The organism is Bradyrhizobium sp. DOA1 (genome assembly GCF_001593325.1).
Classification (GTDB): Bacteria; Pseudomonadota; Alphaproteobacteria; order Rhizobiales; family Xanthobacteraceae; genus Bradyrhizobium.
This window is the reverse complement of the sequence record NZ_JXJM01000001.1, coordinates 3,706,444-3,732,622: the sequence shown is the minus strand read 5'-3', so window position 1 is coordinate 3,732,622 and position 26,179 is coordinate 3,706,444. Positions and strand designations below refer to the sequence as shown.

Sequence of the window (26,179 nt, the reverse complement as noted above, 5' to 3'; positions counted from 1 at the left end):
GAATAGCACGCCGAGCGCGAGATCGTCATTGGCGCAGAACACGGCATCGAGGGGCTCCCGCGCCAGCAGATCGGTGAACAGGGCGCCGCCGAGCGTCACCGAAGTCGGCGTCGCCGTTGTGACGACGAGGCGCTGGTCGAATAGTCCTGCATCTTTCATGGCCGAGACATATCCGTCGAGGCGCCGCTGCACCCGCGGATCCATGCGTGCGCCGACGAAGCCGATCTTGCTGTGGCCTTGCTCGAACAGGTGGGCAACCGCTGCGCGGGCTGCATCATAGTGCGAAAAGCCGATCATCATGTCGACTGGATCCGGGCCAATCTCCATGATCTGCACGATCGGGCAGTCCGCGGCCTCCAGCATCGCGCGGGACTCCGTGGTCTGGTCGATGCCGGTAACGATCAGTCCGGCCGGCTTCTGCGCCAGGAACAGGCGCAGCAGCTTCTCCTCCTGGAGAATACTGTAGCGTGTGTTGGACAATTGGATCGAGTAGCGGCTGCCTTCGGAGGCGTCATAGATGCCGCGCAGCACATCCGAGAACACGTTATTGGTGAGGGAGGGGATCAATACACCGATCACCTCGGTACGTTGCGAGGCCAGCGCCCGCGCCGCAAGGTTGGGCACATAGCCGAGCTCCTTGGCGGCGCTCTCGACCCGGGTCCGCTTGGCAACCGACAGCGCTTCCGGATTGCGGAAGAACCGCGACGCCGTGATCGGGCTGACGCCGGCAAGCTCGGCCACTTCAGCCAACCGGATTTTGCCTGACTTGGTGCGTTTTCGACCCATTTGCTGCTCATAGCATAGCCACTGACGCAAACAAAGGATCGTTGACAGCGCTACCAGCAACGACTAACCAAAGACAAATTGCCAAAACCGCACAAACTACCGACAATGTCGCCCGCTATGATCGGGCTTCGTTCGGTGAAGTCCAAAAAGAACAAGACGGTCGCGGCGCTAGAGTCGTCGTGGACTTTCGAGGAGGGAGCTAGATGTCGTCTGTGCAAATCCGCGACGTGCGGAAATCGTTCGGCAATTTTGAAGTCCTGCACGGCGTGACGATTCCGATCGAGGACGGCCAGTTCGTCGTCCTGGTTGGCCCTTCCGGCTGCGGCAAGTCGACGCTTCTGCGCATGCTCGCCGGCCTCGAGAACATCACCTCCGGCACGATCTCGATCGGCGACCGCGTCGTCAACAATGTCCAGCCCAAGGAGCGGGACATTGCGATGGTCTTCCAGAACTACGCGCTCTATCCGCACATGACGGTGGCCGACAACATGGGCTTCTCGCTGAAGCTGCGGAACGCCAGCTCCGACGAGATCAACAAGCGGGTCAAGCGTGCTGCCGAGATTTTGGCTCTGTCGCCGCTGCTCGACCGCTATCCGCGCCAGCTCTCGGGCGGTCAGCGCCAGCGCGTCGCCATGGGCCGCGCCATCGTGCGCGATCCGCAGGTGTTCCTGTTCGACGAGCCGCTGTCAAACCTCGATGCCAAGCTGCGCGTCGCCATGCGCACCGAGATCAAGGAGCTGCATCAGCGGCTGAAGACGACGACGGTCTACGTCACCCACGACCAGATCGAGGCCATGACCATGGCCGACAAGATCGTCGTCATGCATGACGGCATCGTCGAGCAGATGGGCACGCCGCTCGAGCTCTACGACAAGCCCGACAATCAGTTCGTCGCCGGCTTCATCGGCTCGCCCGCGATGAACTTCCTCAAGGGCCATGTGCGCGTCAACGGCGTTGCCACCTTCGAGGGGCCGAACGGCGTCAAGCTGCCGCTCAAGACCGCGCCGGCCAATTCCGACGGCCGTCCGGCCGTCTACGGCGTGCGGCCCGAGCACTTCACCATCGCCGATGACGGCGCCGAGGCCGAGATAATCGTGGTCGAGCCAACCGGCTCAGAGACGCAGGTGTTCGCCAAGGTCGGCGGCGAGCAGGTCGTCGCGGTCTTCCGCGAGCGCCACCAGTTCAACCCGGGCGACAAGGTGCGGCTGAAGCCCGATCCTTCGCTCGTGCATCTGTTCGACGAGGCGACGGGCAAGCGCATGAACGCCTAGCGCGGCAGGCGAGAGCAAGACGTAAGACAAGAAAAAGCATCACAGGGAGGACGACATGAAGGACTTTACCCGCCGGACTCTGCTTCAAGGCGGAACGGCACTGGCTGCGACCGGCATGCTGACCGGGCCGGCATTGTTCGACTTCGCCAAGGCCTGGGCGCAGAGCGCGCCTTGGAAGGCGGAGCCCGGCGCCAAGCTGACCGTGATGCGCTGGAAGCGCTTCGTGCCGGCAGAGGACGATGCGTTCAACGCGATGGTTGCGGCGTTCAAGGCTGCAACGGGCACCGAGATGAACGTGTTCAGCGAGTCCTTCGAGGACGTGCAGCCGAAGGCATCGGTTGCGGCGAACACCGGCTCAGGACTCGATCTCGCCTGGGGCCTGCACACGCTGCCCCAGCTGTTCCCGACCAAGGTTCTGAAGATGAACGACGTCGCCGATTACCTCGGCGGCAAATATGGCGGATGGACCGATGCAGCGGCCAAGACCTGCAAGCTCGGCAACGACTGGCTTGGCATCCCCGTGGCGACCAACGGCGGTTACCTGACCTACCGCAAGTCGGCGCTCGACAAAGCAGGCTTCAAGGAATTCCCGAAGGACTTCCCCAGCTTCCTCGAGATGTGCAAGGCGCTCAAGGCCAACAACACGCCCGCCGGCTTCGCACTCGGCCACGCCTCGGGCGACGGCAATGCGTGGCTGCACTGGGTGCTGTGGGGGCACGGCGCCTACACGGTCGACCAGAACGACAAGATCGTCATCAACTCGCCGGAGACGGCGAAGGCGCTGGAATATTGCAAGGCGCTCTACGACAGCTTCATTCCGGGCACGGCGTCCTGGAACGATTCCTCCAACAACAAGGCGTACCTCGCCGGGGAGCTCTATTGCACGGCGAACGGCATCTCGATCTACGTCGCCGCCAAGACTGATGCCAGCAAGAAGGAGTTGGCGGAGGATACCTACCACGCGCTCTGGCCGGTTGGCCCGGTCGGCAAGCCGACCGAGCTGCAACTGGCGCTGCCGATTCTCGCCTTCAACTTCACCAAATATCCGAACGCCGCAAAGGCTTTCGTCGCCTTCATGCTGGAGAAGGAGAACTACGAGAAGTGGCTGTCCGGCGCGCAAGGCTATCTGACGCAGACCTTGAACGCCTATGAGTCCGCCCCGATCTGGAAGGCCGATCCCAAGAACGAGGTGTTCTCGCAGGCCTCCAAGCGCACGCTGCCGGCGGCCGGCATCGGCACGGTCGGCGAAAAGGCGGCGACCGCAATCGCCGACTTCATCGTCGTCGACATGTTCGCCAATTACTGCACCGGCGCCAAGGATGCGAAGGGCGCGATGGCTGAAGCCGAGCGCCAGCTGAAGCGCATCTATCGCTGATAATCACGGAGCGGGCGGCCATCCGGCCGCCCGCTCGTCAACATTTTCGATCAGGGATATCGGGCATGGCTGATGTCGCAATTCCCCGGGCCAAGCCTCAGATAAGCGAGGCGAGCGCCTGGACCCAGCTCAAACACAATCGCAACTGGCTCGGCTTCTGGTTCATGGTGCCGGCCATGGCGTTCCTGATCTTCTTCCTGGCCTATCCGCTCGGGCTCGGCATCTGGCTGTCCTTCACCGACACCCGCATCGGCAGGGTGGGGCAGTTCGTCGCCACCGAGAACTACGAATGGCTCTGGGACGATTCAATCTTCTGGCTGTCGGTGTTCAACACGCTGCTCTACACCTTCGTCGCTAGCGCCCTCAAATTCGCGATCGGGCTCTATCTCGCGCTGCTGCTCAACGAGCACATGCCGTTCAAGGCGATGCTGCGCGCGATGGTGCTCATCCCGTTCATCGTTCCGACGGTGCTCTCGGCACTGGCCTTCTGGTGGATCTTCGATTCGCAATTCTCGATCATCTCCTGGTCGCTGAAGCAGCTCGGCCTGATCAACCAGAACATCAACTTCCTCGGTGACACGACCTGGGCGCGGATTTGCGTAATCTTCGCCAATATCTGGCGCGGTGTGCCGTTCGTGGCGATCACGCTGCTCGCAGGCCTGCAGACCGTCTCGCCGTCGCTCTATGAGGCGGCGACGCTCGACGGCGCCACGCGGTGGCAGAATTTCCGCTTCATCACCTATCCGCTGCTGACGCCGATCATCGCCGTCGTGATGACCTTCTCCGTGCTCTTCACATTCACGGACTTCCAGCTGATCTGGGCGATGACGCGCGGCGGCCCGGTCAATGCCACCCACCTGATGGCGACGCTGTCCTACCAGCGCGCGATCATCGCCGGGCAGCTCGGCGAGGGCGCCGCGATCTCCAGCGCCATGATTCCGTTCCTGCTCGCTGCGATCATGGTGTCCTGGTTCGGCCTGCAGCGCCGCAGGTGGCAACAGGGAGAGAGCAATGACTGATCTTCCTGCCGCGAAAGTCGATCTCAAGTCCGTGATATCGTCGCCGGCGCGCGTCGATAACAGCGAGGGCATGAGCTATTTGCAGTCCGTGCCGCGCCGGCTCGTGACGCTCTATCTGCCGCTCGCGATCATCGTCGTCGTGCTGCTGTTCCCGTTTTATTGGATGGCGCTGACATCCGTGAAGCCGGACGAGCAGCTGCTCGATCTCGACAAGTACAATCCGTTCTGGACCTGGAATCCGACGTTCAAGCACTTCCACAAGCTGCTGTTCGAGAGCTATTATCCGTACTGGCTCTGGAACACGATGTACGTGGCGATCTGCGCCACGGTGCTGTCGATCGTGGCCTCGGTGTTCGCGGCCTACGCCATCGTGCGGTTGCGTTACAAGGGCGCCAATCTCGTCGGCGGGCTGATCTTCCTCGCCTATCTGGTGCCGCCCTCGATCCTGTTCATTCCGCTCGCCACGGTCGTCTATCAGTACGGCCTGTTCGACTCGCCGCTGGCGCTGATCCTGACCTATCCGACGATCCTAATCCCGTTCTCGACCTGGTTGTTGATGGGCTATTTCAAGACCATTCCCTTCGAGCTCGAGGAATGCGCGCTGATCGACGGCGCGAGCCGGTGGCAGATCCTGATCAAGATCGTGGTGCCGCTGGCGATCCCCGGCCTCATCTCGGCCTTCATCTTCTGCTTCACGCTGTGCTGGAACGAATTCATCTACGCGCTGACGTTCCTGCAATCGACCAGCAACAAGACAGTGCCGGTCGCGATCGTCAATGAGTTCGTGGATGGCGACATCTACCGTTGGGGATCCCTGATGGCGGGGGCGCTGGCCGGTTCGCTGCCGCTCGTCATCCTTTACGCCTTCTTCGTCGAGCATTATGTGTCGGCGATGACGGGCGCCGTGAAGGAATGATCGCGGGACTTGCCGAGGGCGCGTCCGGAGCGGCGCGCTCCGGTCAATAGGCGCCCGGTCGATAAGAAGGAGTTGAGCTCTTGCACATTCTGGTTCTCGGCGCCGCCGGCATGGTCGGCCGCAAACTCTGTGAACGGCTGTTGCGCGATGGCCGGCTCGGCAAGAGCGACATCACGAAAGTGACCATGCATGACGTGGTCGAGCCGAAGAAGCCGGAGAAGGCCGGCTTCCCGGTCGAGACCATGTCGGGCGATTTCGCCGTGCCGGGCGCGGCCGAAAAGTTGATCGCCGGCCGCCCCGACGTGATCTTCCATCTCGCCGCGATCGTCTCGGGCGAAGCCGAGCTCGATTTCGACAAGGGCTATCGCATCAACCTCGACGGCACCCGGATGCTGCTCGACGCGATCAGGCTCGTCGGTGGCGGCTACAAGCCGCGCGTGGTGTTCACGTCCTCGATCGCGGTGTTCGGCGCACCGTTCCCCGATGCGATCGGCGACGAGTTCTTCCACACCCCGCTGCTCAGCTACGGCACCCAGAAGGCGATCGGCGAACTCCTGCTGGCCGACTATTCCCGCCGCGGCTTCCTCGACGGCATCGGCATCCGCCTGCCGACCATCTGCATCCGGCCCGGCCTGCCCAACAAGGCGGCATCGGGCTTCTTCTCCAACATCCTGCGCGAGCCGCTGGCCGGCAAGGAGGCGATCCTCCCGGTGTCCGAGGACGTCCGCCACTGGCACGCGACGCCGCGCTCGGCCGTCGGCTTCCTGCTCCATGCCGGCACCATGGACCTTGCGACAGTCGGTCCGCGCCGCAACTTGACCATGCCGGGCCTGTCGGCCACCGTCGGCGAACAGATCGCCGCGTTGAAGCGCGTCGCCGGCGACAAGGTCGCCGCCCGCATCAAGCGGGAGCCGGATCCTTTCATCGTCGGCATCGTCGGCGGCTGGCCGCGCAATTTCAACGCCAAGCGGTCGCTGGAGCTCGGTTTCACCACGGCCGAGAAGAATTTTGACGACATCATCCGCATTCACATCGAAGACGAGCTCGGCGGCAATTTCGTCGCCTGATCTCTGACTGAGCGAGCCAAGTGATGGCGAGCGTTGCTTGCATCGGCGAATGCATGGTCGAGCTCCGGCAGGCCCAAGGGGGACATTCCTCCGGCGCGTCTGCCGGGCAGGGGCAGGGCGGCGGCCTGTACTCGCGCGGCTTCGGCGGCGACACCCTCAACACCGCCGTCTATCTGGCGCGGCTCGAGGTCAAGGTCGATTATCTCACCGCGCTCGGCGACGATGCCCTCAGCGATGAGATGATCGCGGCCTGGAACGCCGAGGGTGTCGGCACGCGGCGCGTTGTACGCCTGCCGGGCAAGCTGCCCGGTCTCTACATGATCCAGACGGATGCCAAGGGCGAGCGCCAGTTCTTCCACTGGCGCGACAGCGCGGCGGCGCGGCAGCTGATGAGCCTGCCCGAGACGGATGAGCTCCTCAATTCGCTGATGAGCTACGACATCGTCTATCTATCCGCGATCACGCTCTCGATCTACGATGCGCCCGGACGCGAGCGTCTGTTCGCGGCGATCAAGCGCGCGCGCCTGCTCGGCACCCGCTTCGTGTTCGACACCAATTTCCGCGCACGCGGCTGGCCGGACCGCGATATCGCGCGCGAGGTGTTCGCTGCGGCCTTCGCGGCTGCCGATATTGTGCTGACTTCGACCGAGGATCTGCTCGCGCTCTATCCCGGCGAGAGCCACGAGCAGTTGATGGGGCGCATCCCCACGCCTGAGCTGGTGTTCCGCCTCACTGAACCGGTAAGCCTCTTGCGCTTCCCCGGCGGCACTAGCGAAGTTCGCGCCGAGCCCATGACCAAGCCGGTGGTGGATACCACAGCGGCCGGCGACAGCTTTGCCGCGGCCTATATCGCGGCTCGGCTCGGCGGCGCCGAGCCGGTCGAGGCGGCCCAGGCCGGGCATCGCCTCGCCAGCCTCGTGATCTGCTATCCCGGCGCCATTATTCCGGGCTATGCCATGCCGCCGAAGAAGCGGCATCGGCCGGCGGCCTCTCGCCAGGCCCCCAAGTAAACGAGACCAACTGAAATAGAGACCTATGCCAACGGCTGCCCAACAAAACCACCTAGTCGCGCTGTTCAAAGCCGCGACCGTCATTCCCGTTCTCACCATCGAGCGGATCCAGGATGCCGTGCCGCTGGCACGTGCGCTGGTCGCCGGCGGCGTCCGCACGCTGGAGGTGACGATGCGCACCCCCGTCGCGATCGAGGCGGCGAGGGCGATGATGGCCGAGGTGCCCGAGGCGGTCGTCGGTATCGGCACGATCCTCAATCCGGCCGACTTCACCCGCGTCGAGAAGCTCGGCGTTGCCTTTGGGATCAGCCCCGGCCTCACCCCCGACCTCCTCAAGGCCGCCGCCCACAGCTCCCTGCCGTTTGCGCCTGGCATCGCGACCGCCTCCGAGCTGATGCTGGCGCTGTCGCACGGTTTCGACGTCGCAAAATTCTTCCCGGCCGAGCAGGCCGGCGGCATCAAGGGCCTGCGCTCCCTTGGTGGCCCGTTCCCCCATGTGCGGTTCTGCCCGACCGGCGGGGTCGGAGAGACCAATGCAGCGAGCTGGCTCGCCGAGCCAAATGTGGTCGCGGTCGGCGGTTCCTGGCTGTGCCCGACGGCCGAGATCAGGGCCGGGAACTGGGCCGGCATAACTGCCATCTGCGAGCGGGCCCTCAAGGCGCTGAAAGCCGCGTGAAGTCTTGCCATCCCTGGGCTAAGACTTAGGTCAGGAAGAGACCGCCAGGGAGAAAAGACCATGACCGCCAGCATCGTCGGATGGGCGCATACGCCGTTCGGCAAGTTCGACACCGAAACCGTCGAAAGTCTCGTCACCCGCGTCGCCAACGAGGCGCTGGCCGACGCCGGCATTTCCGCCTCCGACGTCGACGAGATCGTGCTCGGCCATTTCAACGCCGGCTTCTCGCCCCAGGATTTCACGGCGTCGCTGGTGCTCCAGGCCGACCCGAAGCTGCGCTTCAAGCCGGCGACCCGCGTCGAGAACGCCTGCGCCACGGGCTCTGCCGCCGTGCACCAGGGCCTGCGCGCGATTGCCGCAGGCGCGGCCAAGATCGTGCTGGTCGTCGGCGTCGAGCAGATGACGCGCACCCCCGGTCCGGAGATCGGCAAGAACCTGCTCAAGGCGTCCTACCTGCCCGAGGACGGCGACACGGTCGGCGGCTTCGCTGGCGTGTTCGGCAAGATCGCCAGCTCTTATTTCCAGAAATACGGCGACCAATCCGACGCGCTGGCGCTGATCGCAGCCAAGAACCATAAGAACGGCGTCGCCAACCCCTTCGCTCAGATGCGCAAGGATTTTGGCTTCGACTTCTGCCGCGCCGAGAGCGAGAAGAACCCCTTCGTCGCCGGTCCCCTGAAGCGAACCGACTGCTCCCTGGTCTCCGACGGCGCCGCGGCGCTGGTGCTGGCCGATGCCGAGACTGCCAAGACCATGAGCAAGTCGATCGGCTTCCGCGCCACCGCGCACGCCCAGGACTTCCTGCCGATGAGCAAGCGTGACATCCTCCAGTTCGAGGGCTGCACGGTCGCCTGGCAGCGCGCGCTGGAGCAGGCGGGTGTCACCCTGTCCGATCTCTCCTTCGTCGAGACCCATGACTGCTTCACGGTCGCCGAGCTGATCGAGTACGAAGCCATGGGCCTGACGCCGAAGGGGCAGGGCGCCCGCGCCATCAAGGAGGGCTGGACGCTCAAGGACGGCAAGCTGCCGGTCAATCCGTCGGGCGGCCTGAAGGCCAAGGGCCATCCGATCGGCGCTACCGGCGTCTCCATGCATGTGATGACCGCGATGCAGCTTGCCGGGCAGGCCCCCGAGGGAATGCAGCTCAAGAACGCAAAGCTCGGCGGCATCTTCAACATGGGCGGCGCGGCGGTCGCCAACTATGTCTCCGTGCTTGAGCCGTTGAAGTAGGCTTGGTCTGTCTCCGCGGGAGATAGACGCGGTGGACGACGCCTTCGGCAAATCCACCCCGCGGCTTTTGCGCTAGATCAAGGTGGGCATGGTTCGTTTTGCCCACCTTGACGCTCCTGATTGATTTGCGGGAACTGCATCATGAGCACTGACTACGAAGCCTCGCTGTCGATGGACGCCCTCAACGATCGCATCGCGATTCTCGAGGACAATATCCGCCAGCTCATCGAGCAGGCCGCGGCCGCGTCCGGCGAGCAGAACGAGTCGCGGATCGCAGACCGCATCAGCCAGCAGAACGACGAGCTCGACCGTCTCATCAAGATCCGCGAATCCCGCCAGAAGAAATAGCTCCGCGATATCGCCGAGCGACGCATGCCGCCATACGCCGCTCGCCCTTGCGCGGGCGGCGGCGCTGCCGTTAGCTGGATCGAAACCGCGAGGGCGCTTCGGCCCTGCGCAATCGGGAGCGAAAGATGGGGCCGCTGAAAGGCATCAAGGTCGTCGACATGACCACCGTGCTGATGGGACCCTATGCGACCCAGATGCTCGGCGATTACGGCGCCGACATCATCAAGGTGGAATCGCTGGACGGCGACGTCACCCGGCTGATCGGCCCGACGCGGCATGCCGGCATGGGCCCGGTGTTCCTCAACACCAACCGCAGCAAGCGCTCGATCTGCCTCGACCTGAAGAAGCCCGCGGGACGCGAGAGCAATGGCAAAGATTCTCTCATCCGTCATTCCGGGGCGCGCCCTCTTGGGGCGCGAGCCCGGAATCCATACTCCCGAGGGTGGTTATGGATTCCGGGCTCGCGACTTCGTCGCGCCCCGGAATGACAGCGGAGAGGTAAAGAGATGAGCTTCATCACCGGCGTCGGCCTCACGCCGTTCGGCAAGCACGAAGGCTCATCCTCGCTCGACCTGATGAGCAAGGCCGCCCAAGCCGCGCTCGACGATGCCGGGCTGAAACGCTCGGACATCGACGGCATCCTCTGCGGATACTCCACCGTCTCGCCGCACATCATGCTGGCCACCGTCTTCGCCGAGCATTTCGGCATCCGTCCCGCCTACGCCCACGCGGTGCAGGTCGGCGGTGCGACGGGTCTCGCGATGACCATGCTTGCCCATCACCTCGTCGATACAGGCGTCGCGCGCAACGTGCTCGTCGTCGCCGGCGAGAACCGTCTCACCGGGCAGAGCCGCGATGCCTCGATCCAGGCGCTGGCGCAGGTCGGCCATCCCGATTACGAGGTGCCGCTCGGACCGACCATTCCCGCCTATTACGGGCTCGTTGCCAACAGGTACATGCACGAATATGGGGTGACCCAAGAAGACCTCGCTGAATTCGCGGTGCTGATGCGCGCGCACGCCTGCACCCATCCCGGCGCGCAATTCCACGAACCCATCACGGTGGCCGACGTCATGGCCTCGAAGCCGGTGGCGATGCCGCTGAAATTGCTCGACTGCTGCCCGGTGTCCGACGGCGGCGCGGCATTCGTCATCAGCCGTGAGCGGACCGGCGAGACGGGCGTGCGCATCCGCGGCTGCGCCCAGGCCCACACCCATCAGCACGTCACGGCCGCGCCCGTACTCAGCGAACTTGGCGCCGAGATCTCCGTTGCGCGCGCCAGGGATGCCACGGGCCTTGCGATCTCCGACGTGCGCTACGCCGCCATCTACGACAGTTTCACCATCACCCTGGCGATGCTGCTGGAAGACCTGGGCCTTGCCGGCCGCGGCGAGGCCGCAGCCCGCGTCCGATCGGGCCATTTCAGCCGTGACGGCGCGATGCCGCTCAACACCCATGGCGGCCTGCTCAGCTACGGCCATTGCGGCGTCGGCGGCGCCATGGCGCATCTGGTTGAGGCGCATTTGCAGATGACGGGGCGGGCTGCGAATCGACAGGTGCGCGACGCCTCGATCGTACTGCTGCACGGGGACGGCGGTGTGCTGTCGTCGCATGTCAGCATGTTCCTGGAGCGGGTGCGATGAGCGAGCAACTGGCGGACTGGACCAAGGGCGAGCCGGCCATCACCTATCAGACCTGCGCCGCCTGCGGCCATGTGCAGTATTTTCACCGCGCCTTCTGCTCTGCCTGCGGCGCGTCCGATCTGTCCGAAGCTCGCGCCAGCGGCCAGGGCAGGGTGTACGCGACGTCGCTTGTCTGCCGCGCCGCCACGCCGGAGACGCGTGCGCACGTGCCCTACAACATCCTGCTGGTCGATTGTGCTGAGGGGTTTCGCATGATGGCCCACGGCGCGAATGACCTCGCCATCGGCGATTCGGTCAGTGCGAGCTTCAAGCCGTTTGCCGGGAAGCTCGTGCCGTTCTTCGCGAAGGGCACGTAAAGGGATTCGTCATTCGGGGGCGGTCTTACGACCGAACCTGGAACGGGTATTCTGGGCCTGGCTTGTGCGAGAGCCACCCCGGAATGACGAAAACTCTGAGAACGCTTACTAACGCCCGTAGAACAAGATGCTGGCGATGACGAGCATCGCCGTCACCGCCAGCATGTGCGCGAGCGCTCCCGAGGCCGCCCCCTTGATGGCTTCCTTCATGCCTTTTTCTCCCTAGACTTGGGCGTGACTCATCGTTGCGCGGTGAAGCGCAAGGACGGCCAATTGTTTTTACTCGGAACACCCCACTTGCGAGTACTCACCGCGAACTGTCCCCACGCGGCGAATATCGACTGTGTCAGGGTCGATCAGCAATGCGGCGGCAATTTGACTCGATGATGTTGCTCCTGCGTCGGTGCAAGAATAGAGTTTCAGAGACCCCTCGCCGATGGCGACAAAAAGCGTCAAAAATTCAGGGAAAACTTCAGGAAAATCATGGCCCGCATTCAGTACAGCGACCCGTCCAAGGCCTCCGACCGCACCCGCGAAATCCTCGACAAGAACCGTAATGCCAACATTTTCCGTATGATGGCGCACTCGCCGAGTTACTTCGAGCAGTACTGCCGCCTGGGCGGCGCCATCCGCCATAAGGGCGAGCTCGATCCGATCGTGCGGGAGCTCGCGATTACCCGTACGGGGATCTTGTGTGAGGCGCCATACGAGATCGTCGCGCACAGGCGCATCGGCAAGAATGTCGGCGTCACCGACGAGCAGAACGAGGCGCTCGAGAACTGGCAAGCTGCCAAGTGTTTTGACGAGACGCAGCGCGCCGCGCTCGCCTTCACCGACGAGATCGTGAAATTGAACAAACCGACGAACGCCACCTTCAAGGCGATCGCATCGAAGCTGACGCCGGCCGCGCTGGTCGAGCTTCAGCTCTCGGTCGGCTTCTACATCATGACGTCGAAATTCCTGGAAACCTTCGAGATTGATCTTCAGCCGGTCACGGAAGTGGTGGGCTGATCGACAAGAGCGGCGAGGGATGCCGATGACGATCGATGACTACGCGGCCTGGGCCGCAACCATTGCGAAAGTCGAAGAGCATCCGTCCAACGAGCGGCTGTCCTATCTCGGGCTCGGCCTCGCCAGCGAAGCCGGCGAGGTCGCCGATCACATCAAGAAACTGCTGCGCGATGATTGGCTCGACAAGGCAGGTCTGGTCGATGAGCTCGGCGACGTCATCTACTACTGGGCCTGCCTGTGCGCCGCGACCGGCCGGAAGCCGTCCGAACTGCTCGAGGCCAGCGCGGCCAAGATCAAGCGACGGTTGGGCGAGGCCGCGAGCCGCTGATGCATTTCTGTGTAGCCATCCTTCGAGACGCCCGCCGTTGGCGGGCCCTCAGGATGAGGACCGAGTGCGCGGCAACAGTTTTCAACCAGCCGCAGTGCCGCTTAGCCTCATCCTGAGGAGACCGCGCAGCGGTCGTCTCGAAGGACGAGGCGTGCGTTCAGGTCGACGTCAGAATATCCACCTTTGCGTTGGCGACGATCAGGCGGTCGGCCAACAGCTGCGCCAGATTGCGCATGATGCGCTCGCTGGCGCGCGGGTGCTGTTCGCGGAAGCGCTCGAAGTCCTTGAGCGGCACCTCGAACACGGTCGCCGCCATGTCGGCAAACACGTCGGCGGAGCGCGTTGCCTCCAGCAGTGCCATCTCACCGAAGGCCATGCCGGCGGTGAGCGTTGCCAGCCTGACGCCGTCGGGCAGCGTGACATGGACCGCGCCGCTTCGGAGGAAGAACACGGTATCGGCGGCATCGCCAGTCGTCACGATCTTCGCGCCGGAGGGATAGCTCCTGATCGTGCAGAGCGCTGCGAGATCGGACAGCTCGTCCTCGCTCAGCCCGGCGAGCAGCGGCTGCTCGGCAAGCTCGGTGGTCTCGTGGAAGTCGATCGAGCCGCCATAGCGGTAGACGATCTGGTCCTCCGTCCATTCGATCGCGGTATCCAGCAGGTAGAAATCGCGGACGTTCTTCAGCTCCGCTGTCCATTCCCGCAAGCTGTCCCATTCCTTGGAGGCGCGCCGGATGCCTGAGATCACGACGGTGACGTTCAGCGCCGCCAGCTCTTCGAAGGCCTCGGCGACGAGCCGCGCGCCGGCGCGCGTGGTCGAGGTGACGCGGTGCAGATCGAAGATCACGAATTGCGGGCGCGGCCGGCCCGCGAGCCGTCGTGAGACATAGTCGACGGCGGAAAGCGACAGCGTGCCGACCAGCTCGATGATCCGCACCTCCTGCTCGTGCGCGGCCAGGATCTCGCGCTCTTGTGGCCGGCGCACGCGGCGGGACGGGCTCTTGCCGATGTCATAGTCCGCTATAACCGCGTTGCGCGCGTCGTCGCTGCGGTTGAGCATGTGCAGATCGTAGTGCGAGGACAGTGCCTCGCAGACCTTGATGCCGCGCACGCTGTTGCCGTGCTTGTCCAGCCTCGGCGAGTAGCTGCCGAGCCCGAGCCGGGCAGGGAGCGCGGCGAGGATGCCGCCGCCGACGCCGCTCTTGGCGGGAAGGCCGATCCGGTAGATCCATTCGCCGGCATAGTCGTACATGCCCGACGAGGTCATGACTGAGAGCGTGCGGGAGATCGCGTACGGCGTCAGCACCTGCTCGCCCGTTACCGGATTGATGCCGCGATTGGCGAGCGTCGCCGCCATCACCGCGATGTCGCGTGCGGTGACCAGCACCGCGCATTGCCGGAAATAGACGTCGAGGACGCCGGCGACATTGTCGGAGATCACGGCATTGGTCTTGAGCAGATAGCCGATCGCGCGGTTGCGGTCGCCGGTCTGGCTTTCGGATGTGTAGACGGCCTCGTCAACGGCGAGGTCGCGTCCGGCAAAGCGGCTGAGCGCGAGACGGATCTGCTCGAAAGCGCCCGCGCCTTTGCTGTCATAGATGAGCCCGGTGCAGGCGATCGCGCCGGCATTGACCATCGGGTTGAACGGATGGTTGTCGGAATTGAGCCGGATCGAGTTGAAGGGATCGCCAGAGGGCTCGACGCCGATGGCGCTTTCGACCTTCCCTGCACCCAGAAGGTCCAGCGCCAGCCCGAACACGAAGGGCTTGGACATCGACTGGATGGTGAAGGGCACTCGGCTGTCTCCGACTTCGTAGACATGGCCGTCGAGCGTCGCGAGGCTGATGCCGAAATAGGCAGGGTCCGCCTTGCTCAGCTCGGGAATGTAGCCGGCGACGCTGCCCGAGATCTCGGCCGAGAATTCATTGAGGCAATTGTCCAGAAACCGCAGCAAAGGCGGTCTCGAGCGGGTCCAGGCGGAGGTGGCGGGCGATGACGGCTTCATCGCCCCACTTGTGCAACGCAATCAGGGTGCGCGCAACCCGTCCGGAACTATGCTCTGCCGGCGAACCAGGAGCAGGGCGAGCAAGACCGTGGGCAGGAGGATCGCAAGGCCGAGCAGCGTGACCTGCAGCTGCGACAGCGGCATGATCCCGCCGCCCGGCGTCGCCACCACGAAGCCGCCGATCACCAGGAGCACGCGGATCGGCCATTCCAGGGCACCGGTGCCGCGCAAGTCGCCGACGAAAGGCTGGTAGCCCTGGATGCCGCCGCAGATGAACAGCGTGCCGAACGCGGCGAGACCCATCAGGCCGAGGCCGGCGAAATAGGGGCTCGGCCCCTGCAGCACCAGCGCCGGATTGAGCACGAAGAAGAACGGGATGAAATAGATGATGCTGCCAACCCACATCGATTCCCAGCCGGTCTTCATCGCCGGCGAGCCGGCGATGCCTGCTGCGGCGAACGAGGCGATCGCGACCGGCGGCGTGATCGACGACAGCATGCCCCAATAGAAGATGAACATGTGCACGGCCATGCGGTTGAGCCCGAGCTTCTCCAGCGCGGGAGCGACCAGGATGGCGAGGAAGATGTAGCAGGCCGTCGTCGTCAACCCGAGGCCGAGAATGAGGCTGGTGAGGGCGCACATGCCGAGCAGCAGGAAGGCATTGTCGCCCGCGATGTGCAGCAGGTCATTGGCAAGGCTCGAGACCACGCCGGTCATCGAGAACGCGCCGATCAGAAGGCCGCAGCCGGCGAGGATGCCGACCAGCTCGACGAAGGTGCGGCCGTTGACCTCCAGGAATTTTCCGATCGTCGCGAACGTCCAGCGCGTGTCCTTGGAGAAGAGCTGGTTGAGGACCAGCAGCAGCGCGGTGGCGTAGAATGGAGCGTGGCTCTCGCGTTTGAAATAAAGCAGCATCACGATCAGGAGCGCGATGACGAATACGTAGTACCAGCCGTCCTTGATCGTATCCATGACCCGCGGCAGGTCGGCGCGCGGGATGCCCTTCAGCCCGTGACGCGCGGCGTAGGTGTCGACCTGCATGAACAGGCCGACGTAGTAGAGCGCGGCCGGGATGATGGCGGCGAGCGCGACTTCCGCGTAGCTGACGTTGAGGAACTGTGCGATCACGAAGGCGGTCGCGCCCATCACCGGCGGCGCCAGCACCGCGCCTGTAGAGGCGCAGGCCTCGATGGCGGCGGCATAGGAGGCGCGGAAGCCGCTCTTCTTCATCACGGGGATGGTCATGGTGCCCGCGGTGAGCACGTTGGAGATGATCGAGCCCGACATCATGCCGAGCAGACCGCTGGCAAAGATGCAGACCTTCGCGGCACCGCCGCGGAAGGTGCCGCACATCGCGAAGGAGAGATTGATGAAGAATTTGCCGGCGCCCGTCATCATCAGTGCGGTTCCGAACACCAGGAAGCCGATCACGGTGTCGGCAAAGGCCTGGATGGGAATGCCGAGCAGGCTTTCGCCGGAAAGCACGTGATAGGCGGTCGCCTGTTCCAGCGTCGATTGCGTGCCGCGGAACGGCCCGAGCCAGCTGGCCTCGGCGAACAGCGGATAGACGGTGAAGGGCATCACGCTCAGGAGCAGGCTCCAGCCGCCGGTGCGGCGCAGCGCCTCCATCAGCATCGCCCACATCACGAGGCCCGCGGCGATCACGGGGGGCGGCGCGCCGCCGAATTCCCAGCCGGCCTCAGCGGCCTTGCGCACGTTCGACATCAGCATGATGGCCGCAGCGAATGTCGCCACGAACAGGACGAGGTCGTACCAGGGAATCCGGTCGAGCGGGGCGCGTTCAGCGCCCGGAAAGATCAGGAAGGTGAAGGGCAGCATCAACGCGATCAGGAGATAGAAATACTCCGTGTTGAGCTGGGTGTAGCCGACGAAGAAGCGCAGCGAGAATTGCTGGTTGATGCAGAGCAGGATGGTCGCGGCCGTCGCGACCACAAGCGTCCAGCGCCAGGTGCCGCGCAACGTGCGCACGCGCGTGACTTCCGCCTCCTGCATGTTGCCGGCGGCGCCGTGAGGATCGTCGAACACGACTCGCTTGGTCGCGTCTTGCGGGGCGGTGGAAGTGGAAGAAGACATAGCGACCCCGCTGGTGGGCTACTGAAAGCAGATTAGGCTAATGACTATTGGTCGAACGCTCGCGCCGCGGGCTCAACCTCTCCCGCGTGCGGGAGAGGTTGCGCACTTGCCTCTTAGCGCCTAGCGTGACGCCATTCGTCTATTCCTCGAACCCGTTCGGCATGTCGGCCTTGGCAAGCGCCGCGGCGCGCGCCTTCATCCAGCCGTCGACGAACGCCTTGTCGTCGGACGGCGGATTCGACTTGCCATAGTCCGTCCACGCCGCGCCGAGCACCTCCTGGCGCTTGATCAGTTTGTTGTTGTGCGCCTCCTGCGCGTCGCTCCAATGGCCGGCTTCCTTCAGCGCCTTCACCGCGCCGGGATGCACCGGCACCACCCAGTTCTTGGTCTGGCGGTCGGCGCCGAGGCCGCCGGCGCCGGGCGCTGAGTCCTTGTAGGCATCGTAGTTCACGATCATCGACTTGGTGATCGCATAGATCTGGTCAGCCGGTTGCGATGCATAGGTGACGAAGATCGGGTAGGGGTAGTTGCCGAGCTCCACCGGCTTCTGCGGTGTGATGCCGGCGCCGCAGGTCGCAAGCTGCGGGAAGAAGAACGAGCCGACCTTCTGCATCCGCGCCCAGCCTTCCTTGTCCTTGGCGGGCAGCGGCGGCCAGATCAGGCCGCGCGGCGAGGTCTCCGCTTCCTTGGCCGGGCCGGTGATGGTGGTGCCGAAGGCGGCGTCGACATCGTTGTTGATCAGCCCTTTCCACATCGCGCCGTAGCTGGCGAACTCGACGGCCTTGACGTCCTTCTGCGTGAGGCCTGCGAAAGCCAGCACCGCGAGCGAGTTCTGGTTCAGCGCAGGCGAGCCGACCACGAAGCCGACGCGCTTGCCCTTGAGGTCTTTCAGCTCCTTCACTCCGGTGTCGGCGGCAACGCCGAGCGAGCCGCAATTGCAGTCGACGGACGAGAGCAGGATCTGGAGCGGCTGCGGTCCCCATTCCTTCGATCCGAACTCGAACACGCCCTCCTGCGCGAAATAGGTGCCTGATCCCATCGCGGACGAGACCGCGCGCTTGGCACGCAGCGGCGCGAGGCGTGCGACGTCGTTGCCCGCGGGGAGCACGCGCACATCGGTGCCGTATTTGTCCTTCATCATCTTGCCGACGCCGACCGCGATGTTGAAGCCGGCGGTGCCGGTGTCATAAGCGGTGAACGTCAACGTCGCCGGCAACTTGAGATCCTCGGCGGACGCGTAGCGAGTAGACACAAAAGAAATGCCCGCCACCAAGGCAGGCGCGAGCACGAGCAGCCCACGAAGCATGTTTCCCTCCATCGATCCTCGCGTTTGCCGCGAAGAATTTCGTTCTTTGTTTGAAACAACGTTTTGTTTGCAGCAGATCATGTCACTGCGATCGAGCGATGGCAACGCCGGACCGCGAATGCAGAAACGGCGCTGACAGAATGTCGCGGAATCAGCGGATCATGCAGTCAACTCGCGACGATCGCGATGGTCTGTCCCTCCGCAACGACGTCGTCGAGCTTCACCAGAAGCGATGTGATCGTGCCGCTCGCGGGCGAGGGCACCGGTATCTCCATCTTCATCGCTTCGACTACCACAATCTCATCGCCATCCGCGACGGTTCCTCCAACTTGCACGGGAGTTGCGCAGATCCGGCCCGCGATCTCCGTGACGATCTTAATTTCTGGCATGCCATCGCCTTTTTGTTGTCGTCGCAAAATGCCTGAGGTAGCGTCGTCTGCAAGTGGAATTTAATTCCGCAGAGCGGAACAAACGGTAGGGAACATGGGACGACGATCGGAGCGGTTGAGTAGGCAAGGCGCGCTCGCTGGCGATGCCGGTGAGGGTGATGTCATTCAGGTGGTGTCGCGCGCGTTCGACGTGTTGCGATGTTTCGAGGGCCACGAGGCGCGACTCGGCAATCTCGAGATCTCAAATCGCTGCGGTCTGCCGCGCTCGACGGTGTCGCGGCTCACGCACACGCTGACCCGCATGGGCCAGCTCGTCTATCTGCCGCGCGATCAAAAATATCGTATCGGCCCGAGCGCGGTGGCAATGAGCGCCTCGATGATGAAGGGCGCGCAGCTGCGCAGCATGATCCGCCAGCGGCTGCAGGAGGTTGCCGACCAGCTTCCTGGCACGGTCGGCTTCGTCGTGCCCGATCGTTTCCATCTCGTCTATCTCCAGTTTGCGCGCTCGGCGAGCGCGCTCGGCCTGCACGAGGGCACCGGCAGCCGCATCTCGATGGCCTCGACCGCGGCAGGCGCAGCCTACACCGCCGCGCTGGCGCCTGAGATCGGCGACGCCTTCATCGCCGACATGGAGCGGGAGGCCCCCGAGGCCGCGAAGATCCTCAAGCCCCGCATCGAGGCCAACCGGCAGTCGCTGCGCGAGCGCGGCTATGTCGTGGCCTGCGGCTTGTGGAGCCCGCACATCAACGGGCTCGCGGTGCCGATCTGGTCGCCGCAATATCAGACCTTCGTGGTCATCACGATCGGCCTGCTCTCGGCGATGTATGACGAACAGCGCCTGCATGACGAAGTCGCGCCGCTGATGCTCACGCTCGGTCGCTCGCTCGGCAGTCTGATGGAAGGCGCCGAGGGCGACGTCTTCAACAACCGTATCTCGCGTAAGCCGGTCGCAATCGCCGTGCACAACAATAACAAGCCGATCAATTCGGAGGGAGTGAATGAACTGGAAGCCGGAACTCGACGAGCTCGCCCGGCGCGAAGCCTTCGCGCGGGAGATGGGCGGCGTTGACAAGGTCAAGCGACAACATGACCAGGGCCGGCTGACTGTTCGGGAGCGCATCGACGGACTGATCGACAAGGGAAGCTTTCACGAGATCGGTGCCGTCTCCGGCATCGGTGAGTACGATTCCAGCGGCGAGCTGAAGAAGCTGACACCGGCCAACTGCGTGTTCGGCCGGGCGCGCGTCGACGGTCGCACGATTGTCGTGGTCGGCGATGATTTCACCGTGCGCGGCGGCTCGGCCGATGCATCCATTTCCGCAAAGCCGCTGATGGCGGAGGAGATGGCGCACGACTTCCGCCTGCCCATCGTCCGCATCATCGAAGGCTCCGGCGGCGGCGGCTCGGTCAAGACCATCGAGACCAAGGGCGCGGCGAACCTGCCCGGCGGCATCGGCGGCACGCGCTGGTATCGCTTCACGACGGAGAATTTGTCGCGCGTGCCGGTCGTGGCACTCGGCCTCGGCTCGGTGGCGGGCTTGGGTGCCGCGCGTCTGGCCGCCAGCCACTATTCCATCATGACGAGGAAGTCCGCGATGTTCGTCGCGGGGCCTCCAGTGGTGAAGGCGCTGGGGCAGGATCTTTCGAAGGAAGAGCTCGGCGGCGCCGACATCCAGACCCGCGCCGGCGCGGTCGATCATGCCGTCGACACGGAAGAAGAAGCGTTCGCCTGCGCGCGGCGTTTCCTGTCTTATCTGCCGTCGTCAGTCTACGAGCTGCCGCCGACCCTGCCGTGCAGGGACGATCCGGAGCGCGGTGACGAAGCACTGTTGAGCGCGGTGCCGCGCAACCGCAAGCAGGTCTACAAGATGCGGCCCATCATCGAGTCCGTCGTCGACAAGGGCTCGTTCTTCGAGGTCGCCAAGAACTTCGGCAAGCCGATCATTGTCGGCCTCGCGCGGCTCGAGGGCAGGGCGGTGATGGTGCTCGCCAGCGACAGCTTCCACTACGGCGGGTCCTGGACGGCCGATGCGTGCCAGAAGGTGGTGCGCTGGGTCGATTTCGCCGAAACCTTCCATCTGCCGGTCGTCTATCTCATGGACTGCCCCGGCTTCATGATCGGCCTCGATGCGGAGAAAGCCGCCACCATCCGCCACGGCGTCCGTGCCATGGCCGCGGTGAACCAGACCACCGTGCCCTGGTGCACAGTGATCCTGCGCAACGCCTTCGGCGTCGCCGGCGTCGTGCATCAGCCGGCCGACCGCTTCTCGATCCGCTACGCCTGGCCGTCCGCCTATTGGGGCTCGCTGCCGCTGGAAGGCGGCATTGAAGCTGCCTACCGCGCCGACATCGACGCGGCCGAGGACAAGGCTGCCAAGCTCAGGGAGATCGAGGAGCGCCTCAACAAGCTGCGCTCGCCGTTCCGCTCGGCCGAAAAATTCTGGGTCGAAGAGATCATCGACCCCAGGAAGACGCGGTCGCTGCTGTGCGAGTTCGCGCGCCTCGCCGAGCCGCTGCGCAAGGCCGGCCCGCCCGAGAATTTTTCCATTAGGCCGTGATGTTCAGCCATCATCGCGGCTGCGACGATCTTGTCGCGACCGCAATGGCGTGACCGCGAAACAAGAACGCGCTACGTTCCCCGGATAAGAACAAGAGGACGCGCCAATCGTGTTTGACTTCATCATCGTGGGCGGCGGCTCGGCAGGGTCCGTGCTGGCCCACAGGCTCTCTGCAAAGAGCACCAACAAGGTCCTGTTGTGCGAAGCCGGACAGGACACGCCACCCGGCAACGAGCCGGCCGAGATCAGGGACAGCTATCCGGGCACGGCCTATTTCGATCCGCGCTTCCACTGGACCGAGCTCAAGGTCACCACCCAGATCGTCAGCCACAACAATCCGAACGAGGGACGTCCGCCCTTGCGCAAATACGAGCAGGCGCGGGTGCTCGGCGGCGGCTCCTCGATCAACGGCCAGATGGCCAATCGCGGCGCGCCGACCGATTACGACGAGTGGCAGGCGCGCGGCGCCGAGGGCTGGAGTTGGGCCGACGTGCTGCCCTTCTTCAAGAAGGTCGAGCGCGATCTCGATTTCGACGGGCCGTACCACGGCAAGGACGGCCGGATCCCGGTCCGCCGCATCCCGCGGGAGCACTGGACGCGGCATTCGGAAGCGTTCGCGCAAGCCTTCCAGCAGGCCGGCCACCAGTTCGTGCCCGACCAGAACGGTGAGTTCGTCGACGGCTATTTCCCGGTGACGCATTCCAACCAGGCCGAGCAGCGCGTCTCGGCCGCGATGGGCTATCTCGACCGCGACACGCGCAAGCGGGCCAACCTCACGATCTCCACCAACACGCAAGTCCGCGAGCTGCTGTTCGAGGGCACGCAATGCGTCGGCGTGAAGGCAATGGTCGACGGGCGCGAGCAGGAATTCCGCGGCCGCGAGATCATCCTCTCGAGCGGCGCGATCCATTCGCCGGCGCATCTCTTGCGGGCCGGCATCGGGCCGGTCGGTCATCTCAAGGATTTGGGCATTCCCGTGCTGATGGGGCTTCCGGGCGTCGGCCAGCGCCTGATGGATCATCCCTCGATCTCGCTGTCGTCCTTCGTCCGACGCGACGCGCGCATGAACGAGCACACCAGGCGTCACATGCAACTCGGCCTGCGTTATTCCTCCGGGCTGCCTGATGTACCGAAGGGCGACATGTTCGTCGTCGTCATCAGCAAATCGGCCTGGCACGCGGTCGGCGCGCAGATCGGCTCGCTCCTTACCTTCGTCAACAAGACTTATTCCGAGACCGGGCAGGTCAAGCTCGCCTCGCGCGATCCCGCAGCCGAGCCGATCGTCGAGTTCAACCTGCTGTCCGACCGCCGCGACCTCGATCGGCTGATGAGCGGCTTCCGCAAGATGGCCGCCGTGCAGATGAGTGAGGTCGTCAGGAAGGTGACGGACAAGCCGTTTCCGGCCGCCTATACCGATCGCGTCCGCAAGATCGGCGTCGTCAACACCAGGAACAAGATCCTGACCAAGATCGCCGCAACGTTGATGGACGGACCGGCAGCGTTGCGTCACTACATGATCGACAATTTCGTGGTCGAAGGCTTCACCTTCGACCAGGTGCTGAACGACGACGAGGCGCTGGAGGCCTTCGTGCGCAAGGCAACCATCGGCGTGTGGCATGCCTCGTGCTCGTGCCGCATGGGCCGGGCCGACGATCCCATGGCGGTGGTCGATAGCCAGGGCCGCGTCAAGGGTGTGCAGGGCCTGCGTGTCGTCGATGCCTCGATCTTCCCGGTGGTGCCCTGCGCCAACACCAACTTCCCGGTCCTGATGTCAGCGGAAAAGATCGCGGCTGCGATGCAGTAAGGCGCAAGCGGGGTAAACCTCCGGTATCGAGCGCAGCTGCGGGCCTCCGTAGCTCGAGCCATGGTGTCTCAAGTTAGGACAGGCAGCCAGGCATCCCGGCCTGTGACGGGTTCGTCCTTACCGGAGTCTCTGCGATCGCCTTTAGGCGACGTTAATGATGCCTTCTCAATACGATAGATCGCACCTCGCTGCGGTCCATGTTTGTCTGGTGGCCGTAAGCGTTGATTAAGAAGGCCATATCCATATTCCGGTTTGCGATGCGCGGAGGATCGGCAGCGGGACAGCTGCGCCCCCTTAGCGTCTTGAGATTTCAGGAAGTGTTTTTGCCGCAAAGCCGGCAATCAGGATGAAGGTCATGCTCCGCCGCGTAGTGCGTCATTTCGCGAGAGATCGGAAGGCCAACGTCGCCATTATCTTCGCGCTCATGATGGTGCCGATCATCTTTCTTCTGGGCATGACGCTCGACTACACGCTTGCCTTGCGCAAGCGCGAGCAATTGGACGCCGCCGCTGATGCCGCCGCAATCGCAGCCGTGCGGCCCTCGATGCTGACGCAGACCGACACGGCCGTCGTCAAGGCGACCGCGGAAGCCGTGTTCGCCACGAAGGCGAACCTTCCCGGCCTGTCGTCGGTGCCAACGCCCACGGTCACGGTCACCGATTCCGGTCTCGCACGGACGATCACGGTTGCCTACACCGCGCAGTCCATCAACAATTTTCCCGGCGTTCTCGGCAAGCAGACCTGGCAAGTCAACGGCTCCGCCACGGCGCAGGCGTCCAGCGCGCCCAACATGAACTTCTATTTGCTGTTGGACGTGTCTCCGTCGATGGCGCTTGGGGCAACGCAGGCTGACATCAACAGCATGATCACGGCGACGAGCAGTCAGCCGGCTTACGCGAGGAACTGTGCGTTCGCCTGCCATGAGGTTCATCCCAACAACCAGAACCCGAGCTCATCGAACAAGGACAATCTCACCGTCGCGCGCGCCAACAACATCACGCTGCGCATCGATCTCGTGACCAATGCCGTCAAGCAGTTGATCGTGGGGCCCTGGACGTGTCCCCAGTCGGGTGTTTCGGGCGGTGTCATGCAATGCATGGCCGCGCTCAACAACACGACATACAAGGCCGCCATCTACACTTTCGATTATAAATTGAACACGGTCCAGACGCTGACGACACCGACGACCGCGGGCACGCAGATCGGCAACATTAAGCTCATGCCGGTGGATCACCAGAACTGCGTGATCATCAACCAATGTTCTACCGACTACGGCTCGGACATTGCCGGCGGGTTGACGAGCGTGAACAACATCATGCCCGCGCCAGGCGGCGGCACAAATCAGTCTGGCGACACGCCGCAGGAGGTGGTGTTCCTTGTAACCGACGGGGTCGAAGACAAGCTGATCCTGAAGTCAGCAAGCTGCGATCCGAACGCCACCTATCCACTTCCGACGGTCGGCAGCACGCAAGTGCGATGCCAGCAGCCGCTCAATGCAGCGGCCTGCACGACGATTAAGAACCGGGGCATTCGCATCGCGGTGCTCTACACCGAGTATCTGCAGTTGCCGACCGATGGCTGGTACAACAGCCGTATCGCGCAGTTCAACAATCCGTCCTCATCCACGGGCCAGATCGCGCAACGGCTGCAATCATGTGCTTCGCCGGGTCTGTACAAGAGCGTCCAGACCGGCGGCGACATCTCCGCGGCGCTGACGGACCTGTTCCTCAAGGTCGCATCCAGCACGGCCAGCCTTGTGAAGTAGAGAACACGCGACATGATCGGCCACGCCGCAACGACCAAGAGACGCCGCGACCGCTGCGCCGCCTTTGCGCGGGACAGCAGGGGCGCGACGGCCGTGGAGTTCGCGCTGGTCGCTGCGCCGTTCCTCGCGCTCATCATCGCGCTGATCCAGACGTTCCTGGTCTTCTTTGCCCAGCAGATGCTCGAATCCGTCGTGCGCCAGTCGGGTCGCCTCGTCATGACAGGGCAGGTTCGATCTGCGCAGATGAGCCAGGCCGTTTTCAAGCAGAAGGTTTGCGACCAGATCGTGATCCTGTTCAATTGCAACGGCTTGATGGTCGATATGCAGGTTGCGACTTCGTGGACCTCGGCGAACACGGGAATGCCCAGCCTGACCTACGATGGCTCGGGCAAGGTCAGCAATACCTGGCAGTACAACTACGGCGACCGCGGCGATATCGTTGTGCTCCGCGTCATGTATGAGTGGCCGGTCGTCCTCGGGCCGCTCGGTTTTAACCTCTCGAACCTCAGCAATGGCAATCGGCTGATCATGTCGACCGCCGCGTTCCAGAACGAGCCATCATGATGATGTCCGCCCTATCGTCTCGCGCTCGGCACTTGTTCGCCGATAACCGCGCCGTCGCAGCGACGGAGTTCGCCATGGTGGTGCCGTTCATGCTGGTGCTCTATGTCGGTGGCGTCGAGCTCGGCAACGGCCTGGCCATGAACGTCAAGGTCAGCTCGACCGCGCACAGCGTCGCCGACATGATCACGCAGAACACGGCTGTCACCACGTCTCAGATGGAAGGCATTCTCGCGGCGTCGAGCGCCATCATGGCTCCTTATCCGATCAAGAGCGGTAGCACCTCCTTGATGACGATCACGGTCTCGGGCGTGTCGACCGACAGCAGCGGCAAAGCAACCGTGCAATGGAGCAAATCCACGAGCTCCTCCGGGGCGCGAGCCGTCGGTCAACAGATGACCTTGTCGAACTTCACAGGGCCAAGCGGCACCAGCAACGCCAATATCTCGCTGGTTCTGAGCGAGGTGTCCTACGACTATACGCCAAATCTGGGCTTCACCATCGCCGGGACCGTAAAGCTGTCGGACAGCTACTATTTATTCCCGCGCTGCTCGACGAACGGACCGGCCACCTCGAGCTTTCCTTATTACGACGTGAAGTATCCGGCGACCTCCACCTGCACCTGCGTCCAGCACTTGCAGCAGAAGACCTGTTGATCCCA

General features: G+C 63.8%; 24 protein-coding genes and 1 pseudogene. 20 read left to right on the top strand and 5 right to left on the bottom strand.

Annotated features, from left to right (window positions below):
- A partial coding sequence (locus SE91_RS17790) for a LacI family DNA-binding transcriptional regulator (protein ID WP_061848496.1) occupies positions 1 to 786 on the bottom strand: 786 nt, incomplete at its 3' end.
- 203 nt (positions 787 to 989) lie between these two features.
- Between SE91_RS17790 and SE91_RS17785 the strand changes: the two genes are divergently transcribed.
- The 14 genes and pseudogenes from SE91_RS17785 (at position 990) to SE91_RS17720 (ending at position 13,036) form a co-directional block, all read left to right on the top strand.
- Positions 990 to 2,057, top strand: a complete 1,068-nt coding sequence (locus SE91_RS17785) for an ABC transporter ATP-binding protein (protein ID WP_060735796.1) — start codon at positions 990 to 992, stop codon at positions 2,055 to 2,057.
- Positions 2,058 to 2,112: 55 nt separating this feature from the next.
- Positions 2,113 to 3,432, top strand: coding sequence for an ABC transporter substrate-binding protein (locus tag SE91_RS17780; RefSeq protein ID WP_060735797.1), 1,320 nt, complete (start codon positions 2,113 to 2,115; stop codon positions 3,430 to 3,432).
- A 65-nt stretch (positions 3,433 to 3,497) separates the two neighbouring features.
- Positions 3,498 to 4,451 carry a carbohydrate ABC transporter permease gene (locus tag SE91_RS17775; RefSeq protein WP_082813746.1) on the top strand — a complete coding sequence of 318 codons (954 nt, stop codon included), beginning with the start codon at positions 3,498 to 3,500 and terminating at the stop codon, positions 4,449 to 4,451.
- A complete protein-coding gene (locus SE91_RS17770; protein WP_060735798.1) occupies positions 4,444 to 5,367 on the top strand; it encodes a carbohydrate ABC transporter permease in 924 nt (307 codons plus the stop codon). The genes SE91_RS17775 and SE91_RS17770 overlap by 8 nt, the downstream gene beginning before the upstream one ends.
- 80 nt (positions 5,368 to 5,447) lie before the next feature.
- Entirely contained in the window at positions 5,448 to 6,434 is a 987-nt protein-coding gene (gene denD, locus SE91_RS17765; protein ID WP_061848494.1) for a D-erythronate dehydrogenase, read from the top strand.
- 23 nt (positions 6,435 to 6,457) lie between these two features.
- Entirely contained in the window at positions 6,458 to 7,444 is a 987-nt protein-coding gene (locus SE91_RS17760; protein WP_061848493.1) for a sugar kinase, read from the top strand.
- Between the two features lie 25 nt (positions 7,445 to 7,469).
- Positions 7,470 to 8,120, top strand: a complete 651-nt coding sequence (eda, locus tag SE91_RS17755; RefSeq protein ID WP_008552369.1) for a bifunctional 4-hydroxy-2-oxoglutarate aldolase/2-dehydro-3-deoxy-phosphogluconate aldolase — start codon at positions 7,470 to 7,472, stop codon at positions 8,118 to 8,120.
- 60 nt (positions 8,121 to 8,180) lie between these two features.
- On the top strand, positions 8,181 to 9,350 hold the full coding sequence (locus SE91_RS17750) for an acetyl-CoA acetyltransferase (protein WP_061848492.1): 1,170 nt from the start codon (positions 8,181 to 8,183) through the stop codon (positions 9,348 to 9,350).
- A 141-nt stretch (positions 9,351 to 9,491) separates the two neighbouring features.
- The gene (locus SE91_RS17745) at positions 9,492 to 9,698 is read left to right on the top strand and encodes a hypothetical protein (RefSeq protein ID WP_008552364.1); all 207 of its coding nucleotides are present in this window, start codon (positions 9,492 to 9,494) and stop codon (positions 9,696 to 9,698) included.
- 125 nt (positions 9,699 to 9,823) lie between these two features.
- Positions 9,824 to 10,063, top strand: a pseudogene (locus SE91_RS17740) (CoA transferase); the annotation flags it as partial.
- A gap of 141 nt (positions 10,064 to 10,204) precedes the next feature.
- Entirely contained in the window at positions 10,205 to 11,341 is a 1,137-nt protein-coding gene (locus tag SE91_RS17735; protein WP_061848490.1) for a thiolase family protein, read from the top strand.
- Positions 11,338 to 11,697 carry a Zn-ribbon domain-containing OB-fold protein gene (locus SE91_RS17730; RefSeq protein ID WP_061848489.1) on the top strand — a complete coding sequence of 120 codons (360 nt, stop codon included), beginning with the start codon at positions 11,338 to 11,340 and terminating at the stop codon, positions 11,695 to 11,697. Before SE91_RS17735 ends, SE91_RS17730 begins: the two co-directional genes overlap by 4 nt.
- A gap of 483 nt (positions 11,698 to 12,180) precedes the next feature.
- Complete coding sequence (locus SE91_RS17725) at positions 12,181 to 12,708, top strand: carboxymuconolactone decarboxylase family protein (protein WP_061848488.1); 528 nt, start codon at positions 12,181 to 12,183, stop codon at positions 12,706 to 12,708.
- 25 nt (positions 12,709 to 12,733) lie between these two features.
- Positions 12,734 to 13,036, top strand: a complete 303-nt coding sequence (locus tag SE91_RS17720; RefSeq protein ID WP_008552344.1) for a nucleoside triphosphate pyrophosphohydrolase family protein — start codon at positions 12,734 to 12,736, stop codon at positions 13,034 to 13,036.
- Between the two features lie 157 nt (positions 13,037 to 13,193).
- Here the strand turns inward: SE91_RS17720 and glsA are convergent, their stop codons facing one another.
- From glsA to SE91_RS17700, 4 genes are all read right to left on the bottom strand, one after another.
- Positions 13,194 to 15,041, bottom strand: a complete 1,848-nt coding sequence (gene glsA, locus SE91_RS17715) for a glutaminase A (protein WP_061848487.1) — start codon at positions 15,039 to 15,041, stop codon at positions 13,194 to 13,196.
- Positions 15,042 to 15,062: 21 nt separating this feature from the next.
- Positions 15,063 to 17,135, bottom strand: a complete 2,073-nt coding sequence (locus SE91_RS17710) for a TRAP transporter permease (protein WP_061848486.1) — start codon at positions 17,133 to 17,135, stop codon at positions 15,063 to 15,065.
- Positions 17,136 to 17,274: 139 nt separating this feature from the next.
- Positions 17,275 to 18,441: a TAXI family TRAP transporter solute-binding subunit gene (locus SE91_RS17705; protein ID WP_060737683.1), complete on the bottom strand. Its 1,167-nt coding sequence runs from the start codon at positions 18,439 to 18,441 to the stop codon at positions 17,275 to 17,277.
- A 167-nt stretch (positions 18,442 to 18,608) separates the two neighbouring features.
- Positions 18,609 to 18,830 carry an acyl-CoA carboxylase biotin carboxyl carrier protein subunit gene (locus SE91_RS17700; RefSeq protein ID WP_008552338.1) on the bottom strand — a complete coding sequence of 74 codons (222 nt, stop codon included), beginning with the start codon at positions 18,828 to 18,830 and terminating at the stop codon, positions 18,609 to 18,611.
- Positions 18,831 to 18,924: 94 nt separating this feature from the next.
- Between SE91_RS17700 and SE91_RS17695 the strand changes: the two genes are divergently transcribed.
- The 6 genes from SE91_RS17695 to SE91_RS17670 all read left to right on the top strand — a co-directional run bounded on the left by SE91_RS17695 (position 18,925) and on the right by SE91_RS17670 (position 26,174).
- Positions 18,925 to 19,899, top strand: a complete 975-nt coding sequence (locus tag SE91_RS17695) for an IclR family transcriptional regulator (protein ID WP_061848485.1) — start codon at positions 18,925 to 18,927, stop codon at positions 19,897 to 19,899.
- Entirely contained in the window at positions 19,829 to 21,388 is a 1,560-nt protein-coding gene (locus SE91_RS17690; RefSeq protein WP_060735801.1) for an acyl-CoA carboxylase subunit beta, read from the top strand. Before SE91_RS17695 ends, SE91_RS17690 begins: the two co-directional genes overlap by 71 nt.
- Positions 21,389 to 21,497: 109 nt before the next feature.
- The gene (locus SE91_RS17685) at positions 21,498 to 23,192 is read left to right on the top strand and encodes a GMC family oxidoreductase (protein ID WP_008552311.1); all 1,695 of its coding nucleotides are present in this window, start codon (positions 21,498 to 21,500) and stop codon (positions 23,190 to 23,192) included.
- A 355-nt stretch (positions 23,193 to 23,547) separates the two neighbouring features.
- On the top strand, positions 23,548 to 24,957 hold the full coding sequence (locus SE91_RS17680; RefSeq protein WP_060737684.1) for a TadE/TadG family type IV pilus assembly protein: 1,410 nt from the start codon (positions 23,548 to 23,550) through the stop codon (positions 24,955 to 24,957).
- 12 nt (positions 24,958 to 24,969) lie between these two features.
- Entirely contained in the window at positions 24,970 to 25,521 is a 552-nt protein-coding gene (locus tag SE91_RS17675) for a TadE/TadG family type IV pilus assembly protein (RefSeq protein ID WP_061848484.1), read from the top strand.
- Positions 25,521 to 26,174 (top strand): TadE/TadG family type IV pilus assembly protein, encoded by a 654-nt coding sequence (locus SE91_RS17670; RefSeq protein WP_082813918.1) that lies wholly within the window; start codon positions 25,521 to 25,523, stop codon positions 26,172 to 26,174. Before SE91_RS17675 ends, SE91_RS17670 begins: the two co-directional genes overlap by 1 nt.
- Positions 26,175 to 26,179: the final 5 nt, after the last annotated feature.

What these genes read in the sequence shown, in the direction of transcription:
- SE91_RS17705 (WP_060737683.1), bottom strand. Translation starts at nt 18,441, where the DNA reads ATGCTTCGTGGGCTGCTCGTGCTCGCGCCTGCCTTGGTGGCGGGCATT.
- SE91_RS17695 (WP_061848485.1), top strand. Translation starts at nt 18,925, where the DNA reads ATGGGACGACGATCGGAGCGGTTGAGTAGGCAAGGCGCGCTCGCTGGC.
- SE91_RS17745 (WP_008552364.1), top strand. Translation starts at nt 9,492, where the DNA reads ATGAGCACTGACTACGAAGCCTCGCTGTCGATGGACGCCCTCAACGAT.
- SE91_RS17760 (WP_061848493.1), top strand. Translation starts at nt 6,458, where the DNA reads ATGGCGAGCGTTGCTTGCATCGGCGAATGCATGGTCGAGCTCCGGCAG.
- SE91_RS17750 (WP_061848492.1), top strand. Translation starts at nt 8,181, where the DNA reads ATGACCGCCAGCATCGTCGGATGGGCGCATACGCCGTTCGGCAAGTTC.
- SE91_RS17785 (WP_060735796.1), top strand. Translation starts at nt 990, where the DNA reads ATGTCGTCTGTGCAAATCCGCGACGTGCGGAAATCGTTCGGCAATTTT.
- SE91_RS17770 (WP_060735798.1), top strand. Translation starts at nt 4,444, where the DNA reads ATGACTGATCTTCCTGCCGCGAAAGTCGATCTCAAGTCCGTGATATCG.
- SE91_RS17710 (WP_061848486.1), bottom strand. Translation starts at nt 17,135, where the DNA reads ATGTCTTCTTCCACTTCCACCGCCCCGCAAGACGCGACCAAGCGAGTC.
- SE91_RS17720 (WP_008552344.1), top strand. Translation starts at nt 12,734, where the DNA reads ATGACGATCGATGACTACGCGGCCTGGGCCGCAACCATTGCGAAAGTC.
- SE91_RS17735 (WP_061848490.1), top strand. Translation starts at nt 10,205, where the DNA reads ATGAGCTTCATCACCGGCGTCGGCCTCACGCCGTTCGGCAAGCACGAA.
- SE91_RS17670 (WP_082813918.1), top strand. Translation starts at nt 25,521, where the DNA reads ATGATGTCCGCCCTATCGTCTCGCGCTCGGCACTTGTTCGCCGATAAC.
- SE91_RS17775 (WP_082813746.1), top strand. Translation starts at nt 3,498, where the DNA reads ATGGCTGATGTCGCAATTCCCCGGGCCAAGCCTCAGATAAGCGAGGCG.
- SE91_RS17730 (WP_061848489.1), top strand. Translation starts at nt 11,338, where the DNA reads ATGAGCGAGCAACTGGCGGACTGGACCAAGGGCGAGCCGGCCATCACC.
- eda (WP_008552369.1), top strand. Translation starts at nt 7,470, where the DNA reads ATGCCAACGGCTGCCCAACAAAACCACCTAGTCGCGCTGTTCAAAGCC.
- SE91_RS17700 (WP_008552338.1), bottom strand. Translation starts at nt 18,830, where the DNA reads ATGCCAGAAATTAAGATCGTCACGGAGATCGCGGGCCGGATCTGCGCA.
- SE91_RS17680 (WP_060737684.1), top strand. Translation starts at nt 23,548, where the DNA reads ATGCTCCGCCGCGTAGTGCGTCATTTCGCGAGAGATCGGAAGGCCAAC.
- SE91_RS17690 (WP_060735801.1), top strand. Translation starts at nt 19,829, where the DNA reads ATGAACTGGAAGCCGGAACTCGACGAGCTCGCCCGGCGCGAAGCCTTC.
- SE91_RS17725 (WP_061848488.1), top strand. Translation starts at nt 12,181, where the DNA reads ATGGCCCGCATTCAGTACAGCGACCCGTCCAAGGCCTCCGACCGCACC.
- glsA (WP_061848487.1), bottom strand. Translation starts at nt 15,041, where the DNA reads ATGAAGCCGTCATCGCCCGCCACCTCCGCCTGGACCCGCTCGAGACCG.
- SE91_RS17675 (WP_061848484.1), top strand. Translation starts at nt 24,970, where the DNA reads ATGATCGGCCACGCCGCAACGACCAAGAGACGCCGCGACCGCTGCGCC.
- SE91_RS17780 (WP_060735797.1), top strand. Translation starts at nt 2,113, where the DNA reads ATGAAGGACTTTACCCGCCGGACTCTGCTTCAAGGCGGAACGGCACTG.